The 22,122-nt window shown below is 67.0% G+C and carries 21 protein-coding genes; 12 read left to right on the forward strand and 9 right to left on the reverse strand.

The genetic code is table 11. The features are described 5' to 3' along the window. Window positions 1–19 precede the first annotated feature (19 nt). Window positions 20–445: an META domain-containing protein gene (locus tag D5084_RS01920; protein WP_128513811.1), complete on the forward strand. Its 426-nt coding sequence runs from the start codon at window positions 20–22 to the stop codon at window positions 443–445. Between the two features lie 77 nt (window positions 446–522). Next, the gene (locus D5084_RS01925; protein WP_128513812.1) at window positions 523–1,299 is read left to right on the forward strand and encodes an ion transporter; all 777 of its coding nucleotides are present in this window, start codon (window positions 523–525) and stop codon (window positions 1,297–1,299) included. 7 nt (window positions 1,300–1,306) lie between these two features. Here D5084_RS01925 and D5084_RS01930 read toward each other — a convergent pair whose 3' ends face one another. Both D5084_RS01930 and D5084_RS01935 read right to left on the reverse strand, forming a co-directional pair. Continuing rightward, window positions 1,307–2,224, reverse strand: coding sequence for an alpha/beta fold hydrolase (locus D5084_RS01930; protein WP_238382491.1), 918 nt, complete (start codon window positions 2,222–2,224; stop codon window positions 1,307–1,309). Window positions 2,225–2,262: 38 nt separating this feature from the next. After that, window positions 2,263–2,550, reverse strand: coding sequence for an SCP2 sterol-binding domain-containing protein (locus D5084_RS01935; protein ID WP_128513814.1), 288 nt, complete (start codon window positions 2,548–2,550; stop codon window positions 2,263–2,265). A gap of 66 nt (window positions 2,551–2,616) precedes the next feature. Here D5084_RS01935 and D5084_RS01940 point away from each other — a divergent pair, with 66 nt between their 5' ends. The 5 genes from D5084_RS01940 to D5084_RS01960 all read left to right on the forward strand — a co-directional run bounded on the left by D5084_RS01940 (window position 2,617) and on the right by D5084_RS01960 (window position 7,546). Beyond that, window positions 2,617–3,180, forward strand: a complete 564-nt coding sequence (locus D5084_RS01940) for a tetratricopeptide repeat protein (RefSeq protein ID WP_128513815.1) — start codon at window positions 2,617–2,619, stop codon at window positions 3,178–3,180. A 3-nt stretch (window positions 3,181–3,183) separates the two neighbouring features. Then, on the forward strand, window positions 3,184–6,033 hold the full coding sequence (locus tag D5084_RS01945) for a helicase-related protein (protein WP_128513816.1): 2,850 nt from the start codon (window positions 3,184–3,186) through the stop codon (window positions 6,031–6,033). Further along, window positions 6,034–6,357 carry an RNA-binding S4 domain-containing protein gene (locus D5084_RS01950; RefSeq protein WP_128513817.1) on the forward strand — a complete coding sequence of 108 codons (324 nt, stop codon included), beginning with the start codon at window positions 6,034–6,036 and terminating at the stop codon, window positions 6,355–6,357. A 51-nt stretch (window positions 6,358–6,408) separates the two neighbouring features. Next, on the forward strand, window positions 6,409–6,747 hold the full coding sequence (gene fdxA / locus D5084_RS01955; protein WP_128513818.1) for a ferredoxin FdxA: 339 nt from the start codon (window positions 6,409–6,411) through the stop codon (window positions 6,745–6,747). Window positions 6,748–7,036: 289 nt separating this feature from the next. Beyond that, window positions 7,037–7,546: a CarD family transcriptional regulator gene (locus D5084_RS01960; protein ID WP_128513819.1), complete on the forward strand. Its 510-nt coding sequence runs from the start codon at window positions 7,037–7,039 to the stop codon at window positions 7,544–7,546. 50 nt (window positions 7,547–7,596) lie between these two features. Here D5084_RS01960 and D5084_RS01965 read toward each other — a convergent pair whose 3' ends face one another. Both D5084_RS01965 and D5084_RS01970 read right to left on the reverse strand, forming a co-directional pair. Further along, window positions 7,597–8,148 (reverse strand): hypothetical protein, encoded by a 552-nt coding sequence (locus D5084_RS01965; protein ID WP_128513820.1) that lies wholly within the window; start codon window positions 8,146–8,148, stop codon window positions 7,597–7,599. Window positions 8,149–8,255: 107 nt separating this feature from the next. After that, window positions 8,256–8,852 carry a riboflavin synthase gene (locus D5084_RS01970; RefSeq protein ID WP_128513821.1) on the reverse strand — a complete coding sequence of 199 codons (597 nt, stop codon included), beginning with the start codon at window positions 8,850–8,852 and terminating at the stop codon, window positions 8,256–8,258. Window positions 8,853–8,994: 142 nt separating this feature from the next. Here D5084_RS01970 and D5084_RS01975 point away from each other — a divergent pair, with 142 nt between their 5' ends. The 3 genes from D5084_RS01975 to D5084_RS01985 all read left to right on the forward strand — a co-directional run bounded on the left by D5084_RS01975 (window position 8,995) and on the right by D5084_RS01985 (window position 13,549). Next, a complete protein-coding gene (locus D5084_RS01975) occupies window positions 8,995–10,275 on the forward strand; it encodes a capsule polysaccharide biogenesis protein (protein ID WP_128513822.1) in 1,281 nt (426 codons plus the stop codon). A gap of 98 nt (window positions 10,276–10,373) precedes the next feature. Further along, window positions 10,374–11,516: a polysaccharide biosynthesis/export family protein gene (locus D5084_RS01980; RefSeq protein WP_494337058.1), complete on the forward strand. Its 1,143-nt coding sequence runs from the start codon at window positions 10,374–10,376 to the stop codon at window positions 11,514–11,516. Continuing rightward, a complete protein-coding gene (locus tag D5084_RS01985; RefSeq protein WP_238382492.1) occupies window positions 11,513–13,549 on the forward strand; it encodes a capsule polysaccharide biogenesis protein in 2,037 nt (678 codons plus the stop codon). The genes D5084_RS01980 and D5084_RS01985 overlap by 4 nt, the downstream gene beginning before the upstream one ends. Window positions 13,550–13,564: 15 nt before the next feature. Here the strand turns inward: D5084_RS01985 and D5084_RS01990 are convergent, their stop codons facing one another. From D5084_RS01990 to ppk2, 4 genes are all read right to left on the reverse strand, one after another. Further along, a complete protein-coding gene (locus tag D5084_RS01990) occupies window positions 13,565–14,899 on the reverse strand; it encodes an MATE family efflux transporter (RefSeq protein WP_162302355.1) in 1,335 nt (444 codons plus the stop codon). 76 nt (window positions 14,900–14,975) lie between these two features. Then, window positions 14,976–15,905 (reverse strand): nickel/cobalt transporter, encoded by a 930-nt coding sequence (locus D5084_RS01995; RefSeq protein WP_128513825.1) that lies wholly within the window; start codon window positions 15,903–15,905, stop codon window positions 14,976–14,978. Continuing rightward, window positions 15,890–16,537, reverse strand: coding sequence for a DUF1007 family protein (locus D5084_RS02000; protein ID WP_128513826.1), 648 nt, complete (start codon window positions 16,535–16,537; stop codon window positions 15,890–15,892). The genes D5084_RS01995 and D5084_RS02000 overlap by 16 nt, the downstream gene beginning before the upstream one ends. A 75-nt stretch (window positions 16,538–16,612) precedes the next feature. Further along, on the reverse strand, window positions 16,613–17,518 hold the full coding sequence (ppk2, locus tag D5084_RS02005) for a polyphosphate kinase 2 (RefSeq protein ID WP_238382493.1): 906 nt from the start codon (window positions 17,516–17,518) through the stop codon (window positions 16,613–16,615). 168 nt (window positions 17,519–17,686) lie between these two features. Here ppk2 and D5084_RS02010 point away from each other — a divergent pair, with 168 nt between their 5' ends. Further along, window positions 17,687–18,346: a glutathione S-transferase family protein gene (locus D5084_RS02010; RefSeq protein ID WP_128513828.1), complete on the forward strand. Its 660-nt coding sequence runs from the start codon at window positions 17,687–17,689 to the stop codon at window positions 18,344–18,346. 716 nt (window positions 18,347–19,062) lie between these two features. Here D5084_RS02010 and D5084_RS02015 read toward each other — a convergent pair. Next, window positions 19,063–19,947, reverse strand: coding sequence for an NAD-dependent epimerase/dehydratase family protein (locus D5084_RS02015; RefSeq protein WP_128513829.1), 885 nt, complete (start codon window positions 19,945–19,947; stop codon window positions 19,063–19,065). A 124-nt stretch (window positions 19,948–20,071) separates the two neighbouring features. Here D5084_RS02015 and parE point away from each other — a divergent pair, with 124 nt between their 5' ends. Next, the gene (gene parE, locus D5084_RS02020) at window positions 20,072–22,024 is read left to right on the forward strand and encodes a DNA topoisomerase IV subunit B (RefSeq protein ID WP_128513830.1); all 1,953 of its coding nucleotides are present in this window, start codon (window positions 20,072–20,074) and stop codon (window positions 22,022–22,024) included. Window positions 22,025–22,122 lie beyond the last annotated feature (98 nt).

Below are 22,122 nucleotides of genomic sequence, written 5' to 3' on the forward strand. Positions count from 1 at the left end.
CAATGACGGAGCCCGACCCATGCGCCTTTTTCCCCTTCTTGCGGCCATCGCCATGACCGCCTGCACCACCGCCGATGCCCAGGACCCGACCGGGATCGAATGGGAGCTTCTGGCCATCGACGGCCAGGTCGTCGACATCCCCGCCACGCTGACGGCGAACGGCGAGGGCGCGATCTCGGGCAAGGCGCCCTGCAACCGCTATATGGGGCGCAACCAGGCAAGCCTGCCTGACCTGAAGCTGGGCGGGGTCGCCGCGACCCGGATGGCCTGCGACCGTCTGGCCGACGAACAGCTGTTCTTCGATGCGCTGTCGGCGATGACCCGGCTGGAACGGCAGGGGGACCGGACGCTGGTCCTGACCGGCCCGGACGGCCGCAGCATGGAATTCGCAAACGACCTGAAAAGCACCCTGACCCGCTGCGTCACCTGCGCGCCAAAGGACTAGCTTTCGCCGGATCGGGGCTGGACGCCGCGCGCGCGCCACCACATATGAGCGGCTGAAGTTCCTGCTGCCGAGGTCCCATGCCCGCCCGCGCCGCCGTCGCCGCTTTCCTCGACCGTCCGTCCGTCTCGCGTTTCATCATCGCCGTGATCCTTGTCAACGCCGTCACGCTGGGGCTTGAGACCTCGCCCGCGGTGATGGACCGGGCCGGTCCGCTCTTGATCGCCCTCGACCGGACCTGCCTTGCGATCTTCGTGGTCGAGCTCGCGGCCCGGCTCTTCGCCCAGGGTCTGCGGTTCTTCCGGTCGGGCTGGAACCTCTTCGATTTCGCCATCGTCGGCATCTCGCTGATCCCGGCCGGGGCGGGGCTGTCGGTCCTGCGCGCGCTGCGCATCCTGCGGGTGCTGCGTATCGTCTCGGCCGTGCCGTCCTTGCGCCGCGTCGTCGACGGTCTGGGCCGGGCGCTACCGGGGATGGGCTCGGTCTTTGTCCTGATCCTGCTGATCTACTACATCGCCGCCGTGATCGCGACGAAGCTCTTCGCCGCCAGCTTCCCCGACTGGTTCGGCAATCTCGGGGCCAGCGCCTATTCGCTGTTCCAGATCATGACGCTGGAAAGCTGGTCGATGGGCATCGTCCGCCCGGTGATGGAGGTCTACCCCTACGCCTGGGCCTTCTTCCTGCCCTTCATCCTGATGACCACCTTCGCGGTGATGAACCTGATCGTCGGCCTGATCGTGAACTCGATGCAGGAAGCGACGGCCGAGGAGACCCGCGAGGAAACCCATGCCTTCGAGGAAAAGGTGCTGGCCCGCCTGGCCGAGATCGAGCGCAAGCTCGACGCAAGCAAGGGATGAGCCGCCCCTAGCGCCCCTGCGCCTCGAACAGGGCCGCCGCACGATCGAAGAAGCGTTTTCGCATCGCAGGTCCCTCCATCATGATCTCGTGCTCGGCCCCCGGATACAGGTCCAGCTGACCATTGGCCCAGCCCGCCATCCGCAGATGCACCGGCGCCACGTCGACGACCTTTTCCGCCGTCCCAAGGGCGCAGATCGCCGGAACCCCGGGCGCGGGCATTGCCGCCAACGCCGAACATTCGCGCAGCGCGGCCTTCAGCCAGCCGATCGACGGCCCCCCCAGCGCCAGCGCGGGCACTTCGGCGACCTGACGGCGCATGTAGTTCCACATCTCGCGGTCAGAGGTCAGCACATTGCCCTCGAACGGGACCTGCAGAAGATAGGCCTGGCCACTGGTCGAGGGCGCATAGCGGCCGACCAGACCCAGGGGCCCGGCAAGCGCCGAAACGACGCTGGCGACCGGCCGCAGCCAGGCCGCCATCGCGATCCCCCACATTGGGGCGGAGAAGGCCGCAGCCTTGATCGGCAGACCGCGCATCAGGGCGCGCAGGCCGATGCAGCCGCCCATCGAATGCGCGACCATGAACCACGGCTGCGGCAGAGCCAGACGCCCCGCCTCGGCCAGCATCGCGTCGAGGTCCAGCTGATACTCGGCGAAATCGCCGACATGGCCCATCATCGGGTCGGCAAGCGGCCGGTCGGCTAGCCCCTGTCCGCGCCAGTCGATGGTGATGACGGAAAACCCCCGCGCCACCAGATCGCCCGCCGCGCGGCCGTATTTCTCGATACACTCGGTGCGACCGGGCAACAGCAGCACCGTCCCCTTGTCGCCCGCCTTCCACGAGGCAAGCCGGATGCGCGCAGCCTTTGCCCCCGTCCCTGCGGTCGCCCAGACGACCACCGCCCCGGACGGGGCATCCGCCACGCCCGCGTGGAACGGCGCTGGCTGGGCGCTGTCGTGCTTCACCCCAGCACCGAGCCCAGCTTCATCGCCAGCCCCATGCTGCCATCGACCGACAGCTTGCCGGTCATGAAGGCCATCGTCGGGTTCATCTCGCCCTCCAGAATCGCCCGGAACACGTCCGCCTCTGCCGTCAGCGTCACATCCGCCTCTTCATCCCCGGCGCGGACGCCCTGCCCGTCCAGCATGATCGAGCCCTCGCCCGGGATGACGAACTTCGCAATCCCGTCGAAGCCGCCCGAAACCTTTGCCGACAATGCCTTCACGGCTGCATCGATCATCTCGCTCATCACAAGTCTCCGGTTCGTGACCCTGGCACCACTGGCAATCTGGCGCGGATCGGTTACTTTCCAGTTATGCGTGTCCCCGCCGCCATTCTCAATCGTATCGTTGCGGCACTTCTGCCGCTTTTCCTGACCTGTGCCGCAGCCCTTGCCCAGGACAATGCCAAACTGGACGACCTGTTCGGGCGCCTGAAGACTGCCGAGGCGGGCGAGGCCAGCCGGATCGAACGGGAAATCTGGATCGAATGGGCGAAATCCGGCTCTCCGGCCGAGGACCTTTTGTTGCAGCGCGGCAAGGATGCGATGGACCTGGGGGACTATCCGGCGGCCATCGAGCATTTCAGTGCCATCATCGACCAGGACCCCGAATTTGCCGAGGCCTGGAACGCCCGCGCCACCGCCTTCTACCTGTCGGGCGCGTTCGGGCCTGCGGTTGCCGATATCGGCAAGGTTCTGACGCTCAATCCCCGGCATTTCGGGGCCTTGTCCGGGTTGGCCGCGATCCTTGAAGAGACCGGCAAGCCAGAGCGTGCGCTGGAAGTCTACCGCGCAGCACTCGCCATCCACCCCCATCTGCAAGGGGCAGCCGAAGCCGTCGAGCGGCTGGAAAAACAAGCCGAGGGGCAGGAGCTTTAAGCCATGGACGCCACCCGGCGGGTGACGGCGGTCCTCGGGCCGACGAACACCGGCAAGACCCATCACGCGATCGAACGGATGCTTGCGCACCGGACAGGCGTCATCGGCCTGCCCCTGCGGCTTCTGGCGCGCGAGGTCTACGACCGCATCGTCGCCAAGGTGGGGCCATCCGTGGTGGCGCTGGTCACGGGCGAGGAACGCATCGTCCCCGACCGCACGCAATACTGGGTCTGCACGACCGAGGCGATGCCCCTGGAAATCGGCGCCGATTTCGTCGCGGTGGACGAGATCCAGCTTTGCGCCGATGCCGACCGGGGCCATGTCTTCACCGACCGCCTGCTGCGCGCGCGCGGCCTGAACGAGACGCTGTTCCTCGGCTCCGACACCATGCGCGGGGCCATCGCGGGCCTTGTTCCGCACGTCACCTTCCTGAAGCGTGACCGGATGTCCACGCTGTCCTATGCCGGGTCCAAGAAGATCAGCCGGATGCCGCCGCGGTCGGCCATCGTCGGCTTTTCGGTGGAAAACGTCTACGCCATCGCCGAGCTGATCCGGCGCCAGAAGGGCGGTTGCGCCGTGGTCATGGGTGCGCTGTCGCCCCGCACGCGGAACGCGCAGGTGGCGCTCTACCAGAACGGCGACGTGGATTACCTGGTGGCCACCGACGCCATCGGCATGGGGTTGAACCTCGACATCAAGCATGTCGCCTTCTCGGCCACCGCGAAATTCGACGGCCGCCGGATGCGCAGCCTTTTCCCGCAGGAACTGGCCCAGATCGCCGGCCGCGCCGGACGGCACACCGAGGACGGCACCTTCGGCGTCACCGGCGAGGTCCGCCCCTTCGACGAGGACACCGTCGAGGCGATCGAGACCCACCGCTTCCAGCCCGTCCGCAAGCTGCACTGGCGCAACGAATCGCTCGACTTCGGCAGCGCCGACCGGCTGATCCGCAGCCTGGAAGAACCCACGCACAACGACTGGCTGACCCGCGCCCGCGATGCCGACGACCTCCTGGCGCTGAAGGCCCTCTCCGCGCTCCCCGAAGTGCAGGACCGCCTGACCGAACCCAAACGCGTGCAACTCCTCTGGGACGTCTGCCGCATCCCCGACTTCCGCTCCTGCTCCGGGCCGGAACACACCACGCTCCTGACCCGCATCTTCGAATTCCTCGTCGGTCGGGGTCTGGGCGGCGGGCGCATCCCGTCGGACTGGCTGGCGACCGCAATCAAGCGGATCGACAGGACCGAAGGCGACATCGACACCCTGTCGCGCCGCCTCGCCTATATCCGCACCTGGACCTACGTCACCCAGCGGAAAAACTGGGTCGAAGACGAAACCCATTGGCGCGAGGAAACGCGCGCTGTAGAAGACCGCCTGTCGGATGCCCTGCATGCGGCGCTGACGCAACGATTTGTCGACCGGCGGACGAGTGTCCTCCTTCGCCGGTTGAAGCAGAAGGAGGCTCTCGTGGCCGAAGTGAACGACAAGGGCGAAGTGACGGTCGAAGGCGAATACGCCGGAAAACTGGAAGGTTTCCGCTTCAGGCAGGACGCCAGCGCCACGCCCGATGCGGCGCGCACCCTGGCGCAGGCCGCGCTTCAGGCGCTGAAGCCCGAATTCCACCTGCGCGCCGACCGCTTCTACAATGCGCCGGACACCGAGCTGGATTTCACCGAACAGGGCGGCCTGATGTGGGGCACCCATGCGGTGGGCAAGCTGGTGAAGGGCCCCGAACCCGCCAAGCCCTCGGTCGAGGCCTTCGTGGACGAAGAGGCCGGCCCCGAAGTCGCCGAAAAGGTCCGCCGCCGCCTGCAACACTTCATCGACCGCAAGGTCGCCGCCCAGTTCGAGCCGCTTCTGAACATGGCCCGCGACGAGACCCTCACCGGCCTCGCCCGCGGTTTCGCCTTCCGGCTGTCCGAGGCGATGGGCGTCCTCCCGCGTGAGAGCGTGGCCGCCGAAGTCAAGGCGCTGGACCAGGAGGCGCGCGGCGCCCTGCGCAAGCACGGCGTCCGCTTCGGCCAGTTCACCATCTTCCTGCCCGCCCTTCTGAAACCCGCGCCGACGCGGCTGCGGCTGGTGCTCTGGTCGCTCTGGAACGGGTTGCAGGAATTCCCCGAATCGCCGCCTCCGGGTCTGGTGACGATCCCCTACGTGCCGGAAGTGCCCAAGATGCACTACACGCTCGCCGGGTATCACCCCGCGGGCGCCCGCGCGATCCGCATCGACATGCTGGAACGCCTGGCCGACATCCTGCGCCAGAAGGACAGCCGCGCCGGCTTCGAGGCGACACCCGACATGCTGTCGATCACCGGCATGACCCTTGACCAGTTCGCCGACCTGATGGGCGGCCTGGGCTACAAGGGCGAAAAGGGCGAACGCCCGAAGGTGAAGGCCGCCGAGGCCCCGAAGGTCCCCGAAATCTCCGAGGAAGCCGCCGCCGCAATCGCTGCGGGCGTGCCGATCCCGGAAGAGGTCTCGATCCTGGCCCCGACACCGGAACCCGAGCCCGAAGCCGCCCCGGAAATGGAAGCCTTCTACACCTTCACCTGGGCCCCCAAGCCCCGCCCCCGTCCCGACCGCGCCCCACGGCCCGAGCGGAAAGAGGGCGCGCCCCGCGGCGACCGCCCGCAGGGCGATCGTCCCAAGCGCGAAGGCCAGGGCGACCGTCCCCGTCCCGACGGGCAGAAGCACGACCGCCCCAAGGGCGACCGCCGCGACGACCGGAAAGGTGGCAAACCCAACCGCGACGACCGGCAGAAGTCCTATGAGGCCCGCCCGCCTCGTGCCGAAAAGCCCATCGACCCCGACAACCCCTTCGCCGCGCTTCTCGCGCTCAAGGGCAAGGTCTGATTGGCGGGGCCTTCGGGCAAACCTGATCCAGCCGCCGCTCTCAGGCTGCGGCTGGACAAATGGCTCTGGCAGGCCCGCTTCTTCAAATCCCGCACGATCGCCGCCGAAGTGATCGCCGCTGGCCACGTCCGCGTGAACGGCACCCGCGTCTCCCGCCCCGGCCGCGACGTCGGCGAAGGCGACACCCTCACCTTCCCGCAAGGCGCGCGCATCCGCGTTGTCCGCATCCTCGCCCTCGGCCAGCGGCGCGGCCCCGCGACCGAGGCCCGGGCGCTCTATCTCGACCTGGACCCCGGAACATCTTCCCCCGACCCGCTTGAATGATCCCGCCACCTGCTCTAGCTAAGCTCAAACCATCCGCTTCGGGGCCGATCCATGACCTACGTCGTCATCGACAACTGCATCGCCTGCAAATACACCGACTGCGTCGAGGTCTGCCCGGTCGACTGTTTCTACGAAGGCGAGAACATGCTGGTCATCCACCCGGATGAATGCATCGACTGCGGCGTCTGCGAACCCGAATGCCCCGCCGACGCGATCCGCCCCGACACCGAGCCGGACATGGAGGAATGGGTCGCCTTCAACCGCAAATACGCGGTGCAATGGCCGGTGATCGTGACGAAGAAGGACCCGCTTCCCGGTTATCAAGAGCGTGACGGCGAAAAGGGCAAGCGCGAGAAGTACTTCTCCGAGGCCCCCGGCACCGGTGGCTGATCTGCGGGGCCGATTCGGGCGAAATCTGGGCCACGAATCGGTTACCGCGTGAAAAGCGATGCCAATTCAGGATGTTAGTCCTGAACTGCCCGGTTTCGCGGCAGTTGGAATCAGAGCATTTTTGTGTTATACAATGTTTACAAAGCAAGCATGGAAGCCTGACACTGGCTTAGAGCAGTCCGCCTAGGCCAGATTCTTTTGTGACAATCCGGCTCCACACGCCTGAACCAAGGGGTTCAGGGCGCGGGGCCTTTGTCGCGGAGGGGGCCTCCTTACTGGGGAACCGTGAATGACCAAGTCGAAGAAACCTGAATTCCGTCCGAACGATTTCGTGGTCTACCCGGCGCATGGCGTCGGCAAGATCATCTCGATCGAAGAACAGCAGATCGCCGGTATTCAGCTGGAGCTTTTCGTCATCTCCTTCGAAAAGGACAAGATGACCCTGCGTGTCCCCACCCACAAGGCCATCGACATCGGAATGCGCGCGCTTTCCGCTCCGGACGTGGTGACCAAGGCTTTGGACACGCTGAAGGGCAAGGCCAAGGTCAAGCGCGCGATGTGGTCGCGCCGCGCCCAGGAATACGAACAGAAGATCAACTCCGGCGACCTCCTGTCGATCGCCGAGGTCGTCCGCGACCTGCACCGCGCCGACGACCAGCGCGAGCAAAGCTATTCCGAACGTCAGCTCTACGAGGCCGCCCTCGAACGCCTGACCCGCGAAGTCGCGGCTGTGTCCGGCGTGGATGAGGCGGGTGCGGCCAAGCAGGTCGACAGCGTCCTCGTTGGTCGCGCGGCCTGATCCGACGGCGCAGTGAATGCGAAACGGCGGTCCCCCGGGGCCGCCGTTTTTCATTGCCCGAAATACCGCTCCGCCGGCAGATATCCCGCGAGCCGCCCCGCCGCGCACCAGTCGCGCTCCAGCCCCAGGTCGCCCACCAGGATCACCTGATCCGCCGGCACGCGCCCCAAGGCCGCCCGCACCCGCTCCCGCATCTCGCCGAACCCCGCCAGCGCATAAGGCGCTGGATGCACCTCATCCAGTACCGGATTGGCTGCCGCCACCATCCCGGGGCTCAACGGCGCCACTGCCAGCGCCAGCCGCCCGCATTGCACAACTGCCAGCTTCTCCACCCGATCCACCGGCATCGCAGGCCGAACCAGCGACACCCGCAAGGCATTGGAGGAAAACAGGAAAGCAACCACATCATGCCCCGTGGCAGCCCGAACCCCCGCATAGGTCCGATAATCCAGCCCCAAGGCCTGCGCCCGCTTCACCCGCGTCCGCACCACCTCGATCGGCAGGACCGGCACCAGACGCTCCCGCGCCGAGGCCCAGCAGTGCCTGCGCCAACTGACCCCGCGCTCCAGCGACGGCCCGCCGTTATGCCCGATCCCGCCCATCCGCAACTCCGAACACCTTGATTCAAATTGCGCTTGCTCTTTTCCCAAATACTCCACGGGAGGTCCGGAGGGTGTGAAACCCTCCGGGGCCAGCCCCAGGCGCGCCCTCAGTCATACTCCCGCAGCCGCGCCACATAGCGGGCCATCGTATCGACCTCCAGGTTCACCCGATCCCCCACGGCCACCTCGCCCCAGGTCGTCACCGCCTGGGTATGCGGAATGAAATTCACCCCGAACTCCGCCCCGTCAACCTCGTTCACCGTCAGGCTGGTCCCGTTCAACGCCACCGACCCCTTCGGTGCGATGAACTTCGCCAAGGCCTCCGGCGCGCGGAAGGTCACCCGGACCGAGCCACCTTCGGGGCGCACCGAAACCACCTCGGCCAGCCCGTCGACGTGGCCCGAGACGATATGCCCGCCCAGCTCATCCCCCACCTTCAGCGCCCGCTCCAGGTTCACCCGCTTGCCGGGCGCCCAGCCGCCCAGGTTGGTCTTCGACACCGTCTCGGCAGAGATCTCGACGTCGAACCACCCCTCCGGCTCTGACCCCAAAGCCACCACCGTCAGGCAGACCCCGTCGCAGGCGATGGACGCCCCGATGTCGATCCCTCCCACGTCATAGCGCGTGGCGATCCGGGCGCGCAGATCGCCCGTGACCTTCGTCTCCACGATCCGCCCCACATCGGTGACAATTCCGGTGAACATGCCCGCCTCGCCCGTTTCAATTCTACCCCTCCGAGGTAAAGCCCGACCCCACGGCTTGCAAGCCTCGGTCCCTTGACGGCATGGTCTGTTTGCCGTTTTACCGGCAGACTCTGCCAGACCGCCCGCGCGCACAAAGACCCAGGTGACCGAAACCAGCCGCAGCTTCCTGTTCCTGCAGGGCCCGCACGGCCCCTGGTTCCACCTTCTTGGCCAACGGCTGCGCGCTGCGGGGGCGCAGGTCTGGCGGGTCGGCTTCAACCTGGGCGACCGGGTGTTCTGGCCCGGACCCGGCTACATCGCCTTCCAGGACCCGCAGGACCGCTGGCCCGAGGTTTGCGCCCGCCTGATGACCTCCCACGCCGTCACCGATCTCGTGCTTTATGGCGACACCCGCCCGATCCACGCCCGGGCGATCGCGCTGGCCCGCGCCCGCGGGATCACCGTCCACGTGTTCGAGGAAGGCTATCTCCGCCCCTATTGGGTCACCTACGAACGCGGCGGGTCGAACGGCCACTCCCGGCTGATGCAGCTTTCGGTGCCCGAGATGCAGGCCGCGCTGGCCCGCGTCGACCTCGACCTGCCCGAGGTGCCCGCCACCTGGGGCGACATGCGCCAGCACATGTTCTGGGGCGCGCTCTACCATGGCTGCGTGGCCGCAGGCTTTCGCGCCTACCGCAACTTCCGCCCGCACCGCGCGCTGACCGTGGGGCAGGAGTTCCGCCTGTATCTCAAGCGCTTCCTGCTGATGCCCCTGCACCGGCTGGAACGCCGCCTTGCCACCCGGCGCATCCGTCTGGGCGGCTTTCCCTACCACCTCGCCATCCTGCAACTGGAACACGACGCCAGTTTCCGCGACCATTCGCCCTTCGCCAGCATGACCGAGTTTCTGGCCCTGGTGATCGAAGGCTTTGCCAGGGGCGCACCGCGCCACCATCACCTTGTCTTCAAGGCGCACCCGCTGGAGGATGGCCGCGTGCCGCTTCTGCCGGAAATCCGCCGCCTTGCCGCCCTGCACGGGATCTCTGACCGCGTCCACTTTGTCCGCGGCGGCAAGCTGGCCCAGCTTCTGAACGACGCCCGCTCGGCGGTGACGGTGAACTCGACCGCCGGACAACAGGCGCTCTGGCGCGGCCTGCCCCTGCGCACCTTCGGCGCGGCCGTCTATGCCAAGCCGGAATTCGTCTCCTCGCAACCGCTGGAGGAGTTCTTCGCCGCCCCCGAACGTCCCGATACCCGCGCCTACCGTGAGTATCGTCACTACCTGCTCGAAACCTCGCAGCTGGTGGGCGGCTTCTATTCCGCGCGCGGGCGCAGGCAGCTGCTACGACAGGTTGTGGACCTGATGCTTGCGGACAACGACCCCTATGAGGCGCTGTCGCAGGGAACAACAGTTCCGCGGCAGCAGTTGCGGCTTGTCAGATGATTTCCGCAGCACGGACTCGCCATGCCGAAGGGGTTCCGCTAGTGTCCGCCAGGGGATTCTCGATACGGGTCCCTGGCGGAACTCTGGGTATGCAGGTTGTGATGATGACGATGTCCCATGCGGCGCGGGCAATGGTCTTGCTGGCCTCGGTGGCATTGGTCGCGTCCTGCGGCTTGCCTCGGTCGGGCCCGACCAAGCGCGAGATCTATGCCGGCTCGGTCGACAAGAAGGGCGATGCCCATGTCGTGAAAGTCACACCCGAGATTGCGCGGGCGACCGCCATGCAGCCGTCCTTCGGCTTCAGTGAAAGTTTCCGAAACGCCGGGGTCCTGGCTTCCGACATGATCTCGCCGGGCGACACGATCAACATCACGGTCTACGAAAACGTCAAGGACGATCCGCTGCTCGGCAATACCGGCCAGCGCGTCTCGGGCCTGTCGCAGATCCAGGTCGACGGCCAGGGCTTCATCTACATCCCCTATGCCGGCCGCATCAAGGCGGCGGGCCAGACGCCCGAGGGCCTGCGCCAGGCCATCACGCGCAAGCTGGAAGACCAGACGCCCGACCCGCAGGTCAGCGTCTCGCGGATGGCGGGCGAAGGCTCGACCGTGTCGATCTCGGGCCAGGCCGGGCTGAACGGCGTCTACCCGATCGAGGCCTCGACCCGCACGCTTGGCACCATGCTGGCCAAGGCGGGCGGCGTCACCGTCGATCCCGGCATCGCCATCGTCCGCGTGACGCGCGGCAACCATACCGGCAAGATCTGGCTGAAGGACCTTTACGAAAACCCCAACCTCGACATCGCGCTGCGGGCCGGCGACAAGATCGTGGTGGAAAAGGACAGCCGCAAGTTCATCGCGCTCGGGGCGACCGGCGCGCAAAGCGTGGTGCCCTTCGAATCCGAAACCCTGTCCGCGCTCGAGGCCATCGCCACCGTGGGTGGCCTTTCCACCATGTCCGCCGACCCGACCGGAGTCTTCGTGCTGCGCGACGAAAGCGAGTCGATCGCGCGGGTCGTCCTTGGGCGGCCGGACCTGATCGGCGACCAGCGCATCGTCTATGTCCTCGACCTGACCGAACCCACCGGCCTGTTCGAGGCGCGCGATTTCCTGATCCGCGACGGCGACACGCTTTACGTCACCGAGGCGCCCTTCGTGCAATGGCAGAAGACGCTGGGCGCGATCACCGGCAGCACCGCCGCTGCGTCAAGCCTCGCCAATACTGCCAACGCGGGCAATTGACCGCGGCCGGGTTTCGCCCTCTGGCCGGGGTGCCCCGGCGGCTGTGCCACCAGAACCTGTCGATCCTGCGCAATGCGCGGCTGCACCGGGTGTTGCAGCTTGCGGGGCACGAGCTGCGCTTCGGCCTGCCCCGCCCGGGTGAGGGAGTGCTCGTCTGGGGCCGCAGCCCCACCGCCTGGCGCGGAGAGCGGCTTGCCGCCCGTCACCGCCTGCCGCTCATCCGGGTGGAAGACGCCTTCCTCCGCTCGCTCCACCCAGGGCGCGCGCGGGGCGAACCTGCCATCGGTTTCCTGTTCGACCCGGTCGGCGTGCATTTCGACAGCAGCCGCCCCTCGCGGATGGAACAGATTCTGGGCGATGCAAAATTGTATAATTCAAACATTCTGGATGAGGCCAGACAGTTAACTGACTGTTTTATCGAATCCGGCTTGTCCAAATACAACAATAGCGACCCGACGCTGCCCGTCCCCGAACCGGGCTTCGTCCTGGTCATCGACCAAAGCGCCGGGGATGCCTCGATCCGTCACTCCGGCGCCTCGGCAGACACCTTTCGCACGATGCTCGCCGCCGCCCTGCGCGACCATCCCGACCGCCGCATCGTGATCCGCAGCCACCCCGAAACCGCGCTTGGCCTCCGGCCCGGCCATTTCGGCCCGCTGGACACCAGCGACCGCGTCACACTCCTGACCGACCCGGTCCCGCCCCACCGCCTGCTGGCCGCCGCCGCCGAGGTCTACACCGTCTCCTCCCAGATGGGCTTCGAGGCGATCCTCCACGGCCATCGCCCCCATGTCTTCGGCCAGCCCTTCTACGCGGGCTGGGGCCTCAGCCAGGACGAACAGCCGATCCCCCGCCGCACCCGCCGCCTGACCCGGGAGGAACTCTTCGCCGGCGCGATGCTGCTGGCACCCCTCTGGTACGACCCCTGCCGCGACCGGCTCTGCGGGCTGGAAGAGGTGATCCACCAGCTTCAGGCCGAAGCCGGGGCCTTCCGCGAGGACCGCCACGGCCACATCGCCGCCGGAATGCGCCTGTGGAAACGCCCGCGCCTTCAGGCCGTCTTCGGCGCCACCCGCAGCCTGCGCTTCTGCGACGACCCGGCAAAGGCCGACCGCCTGGCCAGCGCCACCGGGCGCGGCCTCCTGCTCTGGGCCGGGAAGGAACCGCCCGGCTTCACGCCGCACGCACCCTGCCTGCGCGTCGAGGACGGTTTCCTGCGCTCCCGCGGCCTCGGCGCCGAACTCGTCCCGCCCCTGTCGCTGGTCACCGACGACCGCGGCATCTACTACGACCCGACCCGCCCCTCGCGGCTCGAGGCGCTGATCGCAACCCCCCTGACGGACTGCCAGCGCCGGCGCATCACCGCGCTCCTGACCCGGCTGACCGAAGCCGGTCTGTCGAAATACAACCTCGGCGGCGCCCTGCCCCCCCTGCCCGCAGGCCACCGCATCCTCGTCCCCGGCCAGGTCGAGGACGACGCCTCTATCCGCACCGGAGCAGGCCCGGTCCGAACCAACCTCGCTCTCCTCCGGGCCGTCCGCGCCGCCAACCCCGGGGCCATCCTCGTCTACAAACCCCACCCCGATGTCGAGGCGGGCCTCCGCTCCGGCGCCATCGCGCCCGCCGACCTCGAAGGCCTCGCCGATGTCACAGCCCCCGCTGCCGATCCCGCGCGCCTTCTGGCCGAAGTGGACGAGGTCTGGACGATAACCTCGCTCCTCGGCTTCGAGGCGCTCCTTCGCGGCCTGCCCGTCACCTGCCTTGGCGCGCCGTTCTACGCGGGCTGGGGCCTGACGCGCGACCTGGGCCCGGTGCCGTGCCGCCGTCAGGCGCGGCCCGACCTGATGCAACTCGCCCATGCCGCGCTGATCGCCTATCCGCGCTACTGGGACCCGGTCAGCCGCCGCCCCTGCCCGCCCGAGGTGGCGCTGGAAAGGCTGGCAACCGGCGCGATCCCGCATCCTGGCCGGGCGAACCGCTTGCTGTCAAAACTGCAGGGCCGATTTGCCAGCCTGTCGCATCTCTGGCGCTAGGCCCGGCGCTCGCTCTCAGCTGACCAGCCGCCAGAACCGCCACATCAGGCTTGCCGCCGCGCAGACCAGGCCCACGACCAGCCCCAGCCACAGCCCGACCCCGCCATAGCCCATCGGGAAGGCCAGCACATAGCTGCTGGGGATGCCGATCAGCCAGTAGCTCACCGCAGCCAGCCACATCGGCACCCGCGTATCCTGCACGCCGCGCAAGAGCCCCAGCGCCATCACCTGCATCCCGTCGGCCAGCTGGAACAGCGCCGCCAGACCCAGCAGCACCGTGCCATAGGCCAGGATCGCTGCGCTTTCGGGTTTCGACAGGTCCAGAAACAGTGCCACGATGGGGCGCGGCGCCGACAGGAACAGGATGACCGAGGCAATCGCCACTCCCAGAGAGATCACCACCGCCACTTTCGCCGCCTGCCGCAGCGCCTGTCGCTCGCCCTGCCCGTCGAACCGCGCGATGCGGATCGTGGCCGCACTGGACAGGCCGACATGCAGCATGAAGGTCAGCGCCGCGACCTCAAGCGCGATGCCGTGGGCGGCAAGCTCCACCGTGCCGATCCAGCCCATCATCAGCGCCGAGGCCTGGAAAAGCCCGCCCTCTGCCAGCCCCGTCAGCCCGATGGGCAGGCCCAGCCGGAACACCTGCCGCAACGCAGGCCAGTCCGGCCGCCAGAAGCGCTGGAACAGGTGGAACCGCCGCAGCGCGGGCAGGAGATGCGCGTAAAGCCCGAGGGCTGCCAGCGACACCAGTTGCACCGTCACCGTGGCAATCGCCGCTCCGCGCGCGCCAAGTTCGGGAAATCCCCAGTTGCCGAAGATCAGCGCCCAGTTGACACCGACGTTGACGGCCACGGCAACCAGAGTGACCCAAAGCACGACCTGCGTCCGGTGCAGCGCCGAAAGATAGCTTTGCAGCACCGTGACCACCAGCGCGGGCACCATGCCCAGCCCCACGATCCGCATGTAATCCCGCGCCAGCGCCGAGACCTCGGGGTCCTGGCCCAGGGCCAGCAGGATCGGACCGGACCACCAGAAGATCGGATAGACCGCGACGCCGAAGGCGATCGACAGCCAGATCCCCATCCTCGTGTCGCGCCGCACCTGGGTCTCGTCCTCGCGGCCCAGCGCGGCGGCGACCATCGGCATCACCGCCTTGGCAAAGCCGGACCCCACCACGAAGACGATGAAGAAGGACGAAGCCCCCAGCACCACCGCAGCCAGCGATACGACGCCATACCAGCCGACCATGACCGTATCGGTCACATGCAGCGCCATCTGCGCCAGATGCGAGCCGATCAGGGGAAGCCCCAGCACGAGCGTTTCCCTCGCGTGGGCGGATCTTGTCATGGTCAGAGTCATGCGCCCGGATTACCTGCGGCGCCGCAAGGGCACAAGGCAGGGTTTCCGCCGCGGCGCAGCGGGCTCAGGCCGCGCCGATCAACAGGCCCAGCGCCGCCGCCGCAAGGACCGCCCCCACCGCAAGCTCCACCAGCGGCATGACCCGCGCGATCCGGCCTCCGCCCAGCCCTTGCAGCGCCCCCTCGCGGGCCCAGACCGACAGGATGGCCGTGCCGCCGGTCACCAGAGCCGTGCCCAGACCCATGATGAAGGCCCCGGCGACGCCTGCCAGCGCCACGCCCAGCTGCCAGGTCAGGATCAGCACGAACAGGGCGCCCGAACAGGGCCGCAGCGCGATGCCTGCGACCAGCGCCAACCCGTCGCGCCAGCTTTTGACCTCTGACACCTGCTCTGGCGTCGGGCCATGGGCATGGCCGCAGTCGGGCCCGTGGACATGGCTGTGATCGTGGTCGTGGTGATGGTGATGGAGATGGTCCTGTGCCCGAGGACCCGCCGCCCCCTTCCGGACCTGCAAACCCCGCACCCCGCGCCAGACCAGCCACAGCCCCAGCCCGGCGATCATCGCGTGCCCGAAGGGCGTCACCCAGCGCTCGGCCGCGCCCTCGACGGCGACCCGGCCCAGTCCCAGCACCGCCAGCACCGCATAGACCAGCCCCACCGCCACCGCTGCCTGCGCCAGGCTCGACGCCAGCGCCAGCCCCGCCAGCCGCCCGACCGGCACCCGCCGCGCCAGGCCATAGCCACCGATCACCAGCTTGCCATGCCCCGGCCCCGCCGCATGCAGCACCCCATAGCCGAAGCACAGCGCCCAGAACGCCGTGACCGCCCCCGGATCGCCTCGGCGCAAGGCCCGGATCGCCGCCGCCAGCTGATTCTGCGCCTCGCGCTGCACCAGCGCCAACCCCCGCGCCAGCCCGTCCAGCGCCCCCGCCAGCCACAGCGCAACCAGTGCAAGGACCAGCCCCAGCCCCGCCAGCATCAGGGCGCGGCGCATGTCACCCGCACCTCTTCGGCGAAATTCGCGCCCACCGCCGGAAACTCGGCCTCAAGGTCGACATCGGGAGTATATTCCGACAAGGCATCCATCAGCTTCCGCTGCGCCTCGTCCAGATCGGGCACGAAGACCTGCGCCGAACAGCCCTTGCCGCCGGCAATCACCGCTGGGCCGGGGATCGAATAGGCGACATAATAGCCAGGATCATAGGCCTGCACGATCAGAGGCTCGGCCCCGACCGGCACCGGCGCGGCAAAACTGCGCAGATGGGTCGAGGTGATCCTGGTCCCGTCATAGCGTGCCGTCCAGTCGCTCGGCCGCGACAGCTCCAGCGCCGCACCGCCCATCAGCGCATAGGTATCCCCGCCAAATCCCGGGTCCCATTTCATGTCGAACCCCGACAGCCGCGCCTCCTCCTCCGGCGTCAGCTTGCCGTCCCAGTCCGGGTCCAGCCCCATGTCGCCCACGATGTACAGCGAATACAGATCGTCATAGGTCCAGCTGATCCGCAGCGCCGTCGCCTCGTTGCGGTCGTTCAGGATCACTTCGACCCCGGTATCGACCCAGACATGCGGATGCGCCCCGGCGGGACCGGCGGCAAGGACAAGGACAGACAGGACAGTGCGCACCATGCCGCGCACCCTACCGGGCCGCCGCCGCAAGGCCAAGAGCGGCCCGCGCCCCCCGGCGCCAATCTGCCCTGCCCCTCAGCCCCTCAGCATCGCCGGATGCGTCGCCACGTCATAGATCGCCGGACCCATGCCCAAAACCTGCGTCGCCCGCCCGACGATCAGCGGATCGGGAGAACCCACGACCTCCGCATCCTTGTTCGGGTAGCTGATGGTCGACAGGAAATGCCGCATGCAGTTCAGCCGGGCGCGCTTCTTGTCGTTCGACTTCACGATCACCCAGGGCGCATCCGCCGTGTCGGTGTAGAAGAACATCGCCTCTTTCGCCTCGGTGTAATCGTCCCACCGATCCAGCGACGCCTTGTCGATCGGCGACAGCTTCCACATCTTCAGGGGGTCCGTCTCCCGCGCCAGGAACCGGGCCCGCTGCTCCTCGCGCGTCACGCTGAACCAGTACTTGTACAGCCGGATCCCCGACCGGACGAGCATCCGCTCGAACTCCGGCGCCTGACGCATGAATTCCAGGTATTCGCTGGGCGTGCAGAAGCCCATCACCCGCTCCACCCCCGCCCGGTTGTACCAGGACCGGTCGTAGAACACCATCTCCCCCGCCGTGGGCAGATGCGCGATGTAACGCTGAAAGAACCATTGGCCCTTTTCCACATCCGAGGGCTTGGTCAAGGCGCAGACCCTCGCATAGCGCGGGTTCAGATGCTCCATGAACCGCTTGATCGTGCCGCCCTTGCCGGCTGCATCGCGCCCCTCCATCAGGATCACGAACTTCTGCCCGGTCTCCTGCGCCCAGATCTGCACCTTGAGGAGTTCCGCCTGCAGCTTGGCCTTCTCCGCCTCATAGGTCACACGCCCCATCAGGCGGGCGTAAGGGTAGCGCCCGGATTCAAACGCCTGATGCAGCGGGTTCGCAGCGACCTCGGCCTTGGCTTCGGGCCGCGCCTCGACGCTTTCGGCGGGTTTCAGGATCATCTGGCTGTCTTCCATGCAGGGCACCTCTCCTCGCCTTGATCCTCGAACGATAGCACGACCTGCCGCAGTCCGCCTTGATGACGATCAAGACCCGCCACCCCCCGGAAGGGCCTTTTGCTTGCCCTTCCCCCGGCATAACCTGCCCCCGACCACGATGGAGTCTCCCCCATGCCCACCCTCTACGGCGTCTTCCGCAGCCGCGCCTCGCGCCCGATCTGGCTCCTCTACGAACTCGGCGAAGCGTTCGAGCACATCCCCGTCATCCAGGCCTACCGCCTGCCGCAGGCAAGCGCCCCCGATGCCCCCCTCAACACCGCCTCGCCCGCCTTCCTGAAGGTGAACCCCCAAGGCCAGATCCCGGCCTGGGTCGAGGGCGACCTCGTGCTGACCGAAAGCCTCTCGATCACCAACCACATCGCCCGCACGCGCGGCGGCGACCTCGGACCGAAAACCCCCGCCGAGGCCGCGCTGATCGACCAGTGGACCCTCCTTGCCGTGACGGCGATCGAGACCCCGGCGCTGGAGATCCAGAACGTCGTCGCAGCCGGAGGCGACAAGACCCCCGAAGGCCAGGGAGCCATCGCGATCAATGCCGAAAAACTCCGCCGCCCGCTGAAACGGCTTGAGGCGCACCTTGCGGCCCAGCCCTACCTCGTCGCAGACCGCTTCACCGTCGCCGACCTCAACCTCGCCGAATGCCTGCGCTACGCCCAGGGCCACCCGACGCTGCTGGGAGAATTCCCGGCGGTGAAGGCCTGGCTGGAGACATGCCAGTCGCGCGAGGCGTTCCAGAAGATGTGGGCCGCGCGGATGGCGGAACCTGCGTGAGGGTTGCAGAACATGAGTCTTTGCGGGGCGGATACAAGACAGGCTACTGGTTCTTGAAGGAAGCGGACCGCATTCCTATCTCACTGCTACCCTCATCAGTGGGGGGAGAAAGGAGCTTCCCTTGTTGGAGGCATTTCTGATCTCCCCACTCTTGAAGCGTCAGTGGTGATGCACTGACGGAACGCTCCTGACGGGGTTTTGGTGTATGTCGCAACAGTTGGCCGCGCGCATCACCGCGTTGGTTCGTCAAAGTGGGTGGTTGTCCTCTGGAACTCGGCGGTGCCGAATACTCTCGTTGAGACGATCTGGTTTCCCGCCCGGCGATTGCGAAGGAGATACTTTGTGGAGCGTTCGCTCCAAACCGACCGGTCCCGCGAGTAAATCAACGGACAACCGGAAAGCGCGGAGAGCAGAGAGAACAAGGTATCGCACCAGTTAGCGGCCTCGGAGCAATCCGGGGCCGCTTGCCTCAGGTTGATTGGGGAAGAACGTCCAACGCGAGGAACATCAACACCCCACGGACGGCCAGGCCAAGCTGCGGGGTGTCTTTCCCGTAACGATCATCGTCGTCCCCGCCTGCACCGCGCGACCACTCTGCGGCGATTCCAGCAATAACCCGATTAACGTTAACGCACCCCGTCGAAAAATCGGCTTGCTCTTTTCAGAAATACTCCACGGGGGTCCGGGGGTGTGAAACCCCCGGTCCGCCGCCAGCCTCATTTCACATACTTCTGCCAGGGATGCTGCTCCTTGAACCCCAGCACCTCCCGGATCTTCCGGTTGGACAAGAGCCCCTCCCGCTCCCCCACCGGCCGCGACAGCGGCACATTCGGGAAGAAGCGCGGCAAAAGCTCCGAGTTCGGCTGCGGCACCGCGTTCTCGTCGTTCACCGCGTTGAACACCTGGAACCCCAGCCCGTCCTTCTTCAGACACAGGTCCACGATCTGCCCCAGATCGCGCGCGTCGATGTAGGAAAACGTGATCCGCCGCCGCAGCCCCGGATCGTCCTGCAAGGGCGGGAACAGCGTCGCATATTCGTGCGGCTCGATCACGTTGCCGATCCTTAAGCAATAGACATCCGCCCCGAACCGCCGCTGGAAACTCCGCGCCGTGACTTCGTTCACCTTCTTCGACATGCCGTAGCTGTCCATCGGGTCGATGTCGTAATCCTCTTCCAGCGGCAGCACCTTCGGGTCCACCACCCCATCCGAGAAACACACCCCATAGGTCGTCTCCGAGGACGCCACGATCACCTTCCGGATCCCCATCTTCAGCGCCGCTTCCAGCACGTTGTAGGTCCCCACCGTGTTTACCCGGAACGTCTCGGTATCCGGCACCATCCCGTAGCGGGGCACGGCCGCGAAATGCACCACCGCATCGAACAACTTCGCCGCCCCGTCCTCCATCTCCTCATAGCCCGCATGGGTCCGCATCGCGCTGTAAACCTGCCCCGCGTCGCAGATATCCCCCATCAGGTCATGCACCCCTGCCAGCCCCAGCGGCACCCGGTCGAAGTTCATCACCTTGTGCCCCTGCGCCACGAGGTAAGGCACCACATGCCTGCCCGCCTTGCCCGACCCGCCCGTGAACAGAACCCGCATCGCAATCCTCCTTCTGCCTGGCCCCCAACCTAGGCCACACCTCCCGGCCCGACCACCCCCCACATCTTGCGCCCCAAGGCCCATCAATGCTCTAATGCCTGCGCATTTGAACAGGTGATGCCCCATGTCCAACGACCTCCTCTCCGGCGCCTCCACCTATGACGCCTCCTCGATCGAGGTCCTCGAAGGGCTCGAGCCCGTCCGCAAGCGCCCCGGCATGTATATCGGCGGCACCGACGAGCGTGCCCTCCACCACATGGTCGCCGAAATCCTCGACAACGCGATGGACGAGGCCGTCGCGGGCCACGCCAACCGCATCGAGCTTGAACTCCACGCCGACAACTCCGTCACCGTCCGCGACAACGGCCGCGGCATCCCCGTCGACCCGCACCCCAAATTCCCCGGCAAATCCGCGCTGGAGGTCATCCTCTGCACCCTCCACGCCGGCGGCAAGTTCAACGCCAAGGCCTATTCCACCTCCGGCGGCCTCAACGGCGTCGGCTCCTCCGTGGTCAACGCGCTCTCCGACCGCATGACCGTCCAGGTCGCCCGCGACCGCGAGCTTTACGAACAATCCTTCTCCCGTGGCATCCCCCAGGGCCCGATCCGGAAACTCGGCCCCACCCAGAACCGCCGCGGCACCACCGTCACCTTCCACCCCGACCCGGAAATCTTCGGCCACCAGACCCTGAAACCCGCCCGCCTCTTCAAGATGGCGCGGTCCAAGGCCTACCTCTTCTCCGGCGTCGAGATCCGCTGGAAATCGGCCCTCCCCGATGGCGACACCCCGCAAGAGGCCACCTTCCACTTCCCCGGCGGCCTTGCCGACTTCCTGAACGACTCGTTGAAAAAGGTCACCACCTATTCCGAACGCCCCTTCGCCGGCCGCGTCTCGTTCGAAGAGAAATACGGCGTCCCTGGCTCCGTCGAATGGGCGATCAACTGGACGCCTGCGCAGGACGGCTACCTGCATTCCTACTGCAACACCGTGCCCACGCCGGAAGGCGGCACGCATGAGGCCGGGTTCTGGGCCGCCATCCTGAAAGGCATCCGCGCCTACGGGGAACGCGTCAAGAACCGCAAGGCCGACCAGATCACCCGCGACGACCTCCTGACGGGGGGCTGCGCGCTCCTCTCGATCTTCATCCGCGAGCCGCAGTTCGTCGGCCAGACCAAGGACCGGCTGTCCACCGAGGAAGCCGCCAGATGGGTCGAAAACGCCGTCCGCGACCATTTCGACACCTGGCTCGCCGCCGACCCGAAATCCGCTGGCGCCATCCTCGACTTCCTCGTCCTCCGCGCCGAGGAACGCCTGCGCCGCCGCGAGGAAAAGGAAACCGCCCGCAAGACCGCGACCAAAAAACTGCGCCTGCCCGGCAAGCTCACTGACTGCTCCGCCAAGTCGCGCGAGGGCACCGAGCTTTTCATCGTCGAAGGCGACAGCGCGGGGGGCTCCGCCAAGGGCGCGCGGAACCGCGAGACTCAGGCCCTCCTTCCCCTCAAGGGCAAGATCCTGAACGTCCTCGGTGCCGCCTCTGCCAAACTGAACGAAAACGCCGAAATCCGCGACCTGTGCGAGGCGCTTGGCACCGGCATGGGCACCCGCTTCCGCCTCGACGACCTGCGCTATGAGAAGATCATCATCATGACCGACGCCGACGTGGACGGCGCGCATATCGCGTCGCTTCTGATGACCTTCTTCTTCACCCAGATGCGCCCCCTGATCGACAAGGGCCACCTGTATCTGGCCTGCCCGCCCTTGTATCGCCTGACCCAGGGCGCGCGGAGGATGTACGTCGCCGACGACGCCGAAAAGGAACTTTGGCTCGCCAAGGGCTTGGGCGGAAAGGGGAAAATCGACGTCCAGCGCTTCAAGGGGCTGGGAGAGATGGACGCCAAGGACCTGAAGGACACCACGATGAACCCCGCGACCCGCAAGCTGATCCGGGTGTCGATTGACGAGGACGAACCGGGGGACACCTCCGACCTGGTGGAGCGCCTGATGGGCAAGAAGCCGGAGCTGCGGTTTCAGTACATCCAGGAAAACGCGCGGTTTGTGGAGGAGTTGGATGTGTGATGAGAAAGACGGCGCCCTAGGGTCAGGACTCGTTCTCCATTCATAGCCAGAACATGACGGTTGCGGCGAGTGCGACGGCTGAGAGGAAGACCTTTGGG

Source organism: Tabrizicola thermarum (assembly GCF_003574395.1).
Lineage (GTDB): Bacteria > Pseudomonadota > Alphaproteobacteria > Rhodobacterales > Rhodobacteraceae > Tabrizicola > Tabrizicola thermarum.

Coding starts and splice junctions, on each gene's coding strand:
- D5084_RS01920 (WP_128513811.1), top strand. CDS start 20: ATGCGCCTTTTTCCCCTTCTTGCGGCCATCGCCATGACCGCCTGCACC.
- D5084_RS01925 (WP_128513812.1), top strand. CDS start 523: ATGCCCGCCCGCGCCGCCGTCGCCGCTTTCCTCGACCGTCCGTCCGTC.
- D5084_RS01935 (WP_128513814.1), bottom strand. CDS start 2,550: ATGAGCGAGATGATCGATGCAGCCGTGAAGGCATTGTCGGCAAAGGTT.
- D5084_RS01940 (WP_128513815.1), top strand. CDS start 2,617: ATGCGTGTCCCCGCCGCCATTCTCAATCGTATCGTTGCGGCACTTCTG.
- D5084_RS01945 (WP_128513816.1), top strand. CDS start 3,184: ATGGACGCCACCCGGCGGGTGACGGCGGTCCTCGGGCCGACGAACACC.
- fdxA (WP_128513818.1), top strand. CDS start 6,409: ATGACCTACGTCGTCATCGACAACTGCATCGCCTGCAAATACACCGAC.
- D5084_RS01960 (WP_128513819.1), top strand. CDS start 7,037: ATGACCAAGTCGAAGAAACCTGAATTCCGTCCGAACGATTTCGTGGTC.
- D5084_RS01965 (WP_128513820.1), bottom strand. CDS start 8,148: ATGGGCGGGATCGGGCATAACGGCGGGCCGTCGCTGGAGCGCGGGGTC.
- D5084_RS01970 (WP_128513821.1), bottom strand. CDS start 8,852: ATGTTCACCGGAATTGTCACCGATGTGGGGCGGATCGTGGAGACGAAG.
- D5084_RS01990 (WP_162302355.1), bottom strand. CDS start 14,899: ATGACAAGATCCGCCCACGCGAGGGAAACGCTCGTGCTGGGGCTTCCC.
- D5084_RS01995 (WP_128513825.1), bottom strand. CDS start 15,905: ATGCGCCGCGCCCTGATGCTGGCGGGGCTGGGGCTGGTCCTTGCACTG.
- D5084_RS02000 (WP_128513826.1), bottom strand. CDS start 16,537: ATGGTGCGCACTGTCCTGTCTGTCCTTGTCCTTGCCGCCGGTCCCGCC.
- ppk2 (WP_238382493.1), bottom strand. CDS start 17,518: ATGATCCTGAAACCCGCCGAAAGCGTCGAGGCGCGGCCCGAAGCCAAG.
- D5084_RS02010 (WP_128513828.1), top strand. CDS start 17,687: ATGCCCACCCTCTACGGCGTCTTCCGCAGCCGCGCCTCGCGCCCGATC.
- D5084_RS02015 (WP_128513829.1), bottom strand. CDS start 19,947: ATGCGGGTTCTGTTCACGGGCGGGTCGGGCAAGGCGGGCAGGCATGTG.
- parE (WP_128513830.1), top strand. CDS start 20,072: ATGTCCAACGACCTCCTCTCCGGCGCCTCCACCTATGACGCCTCCTCG.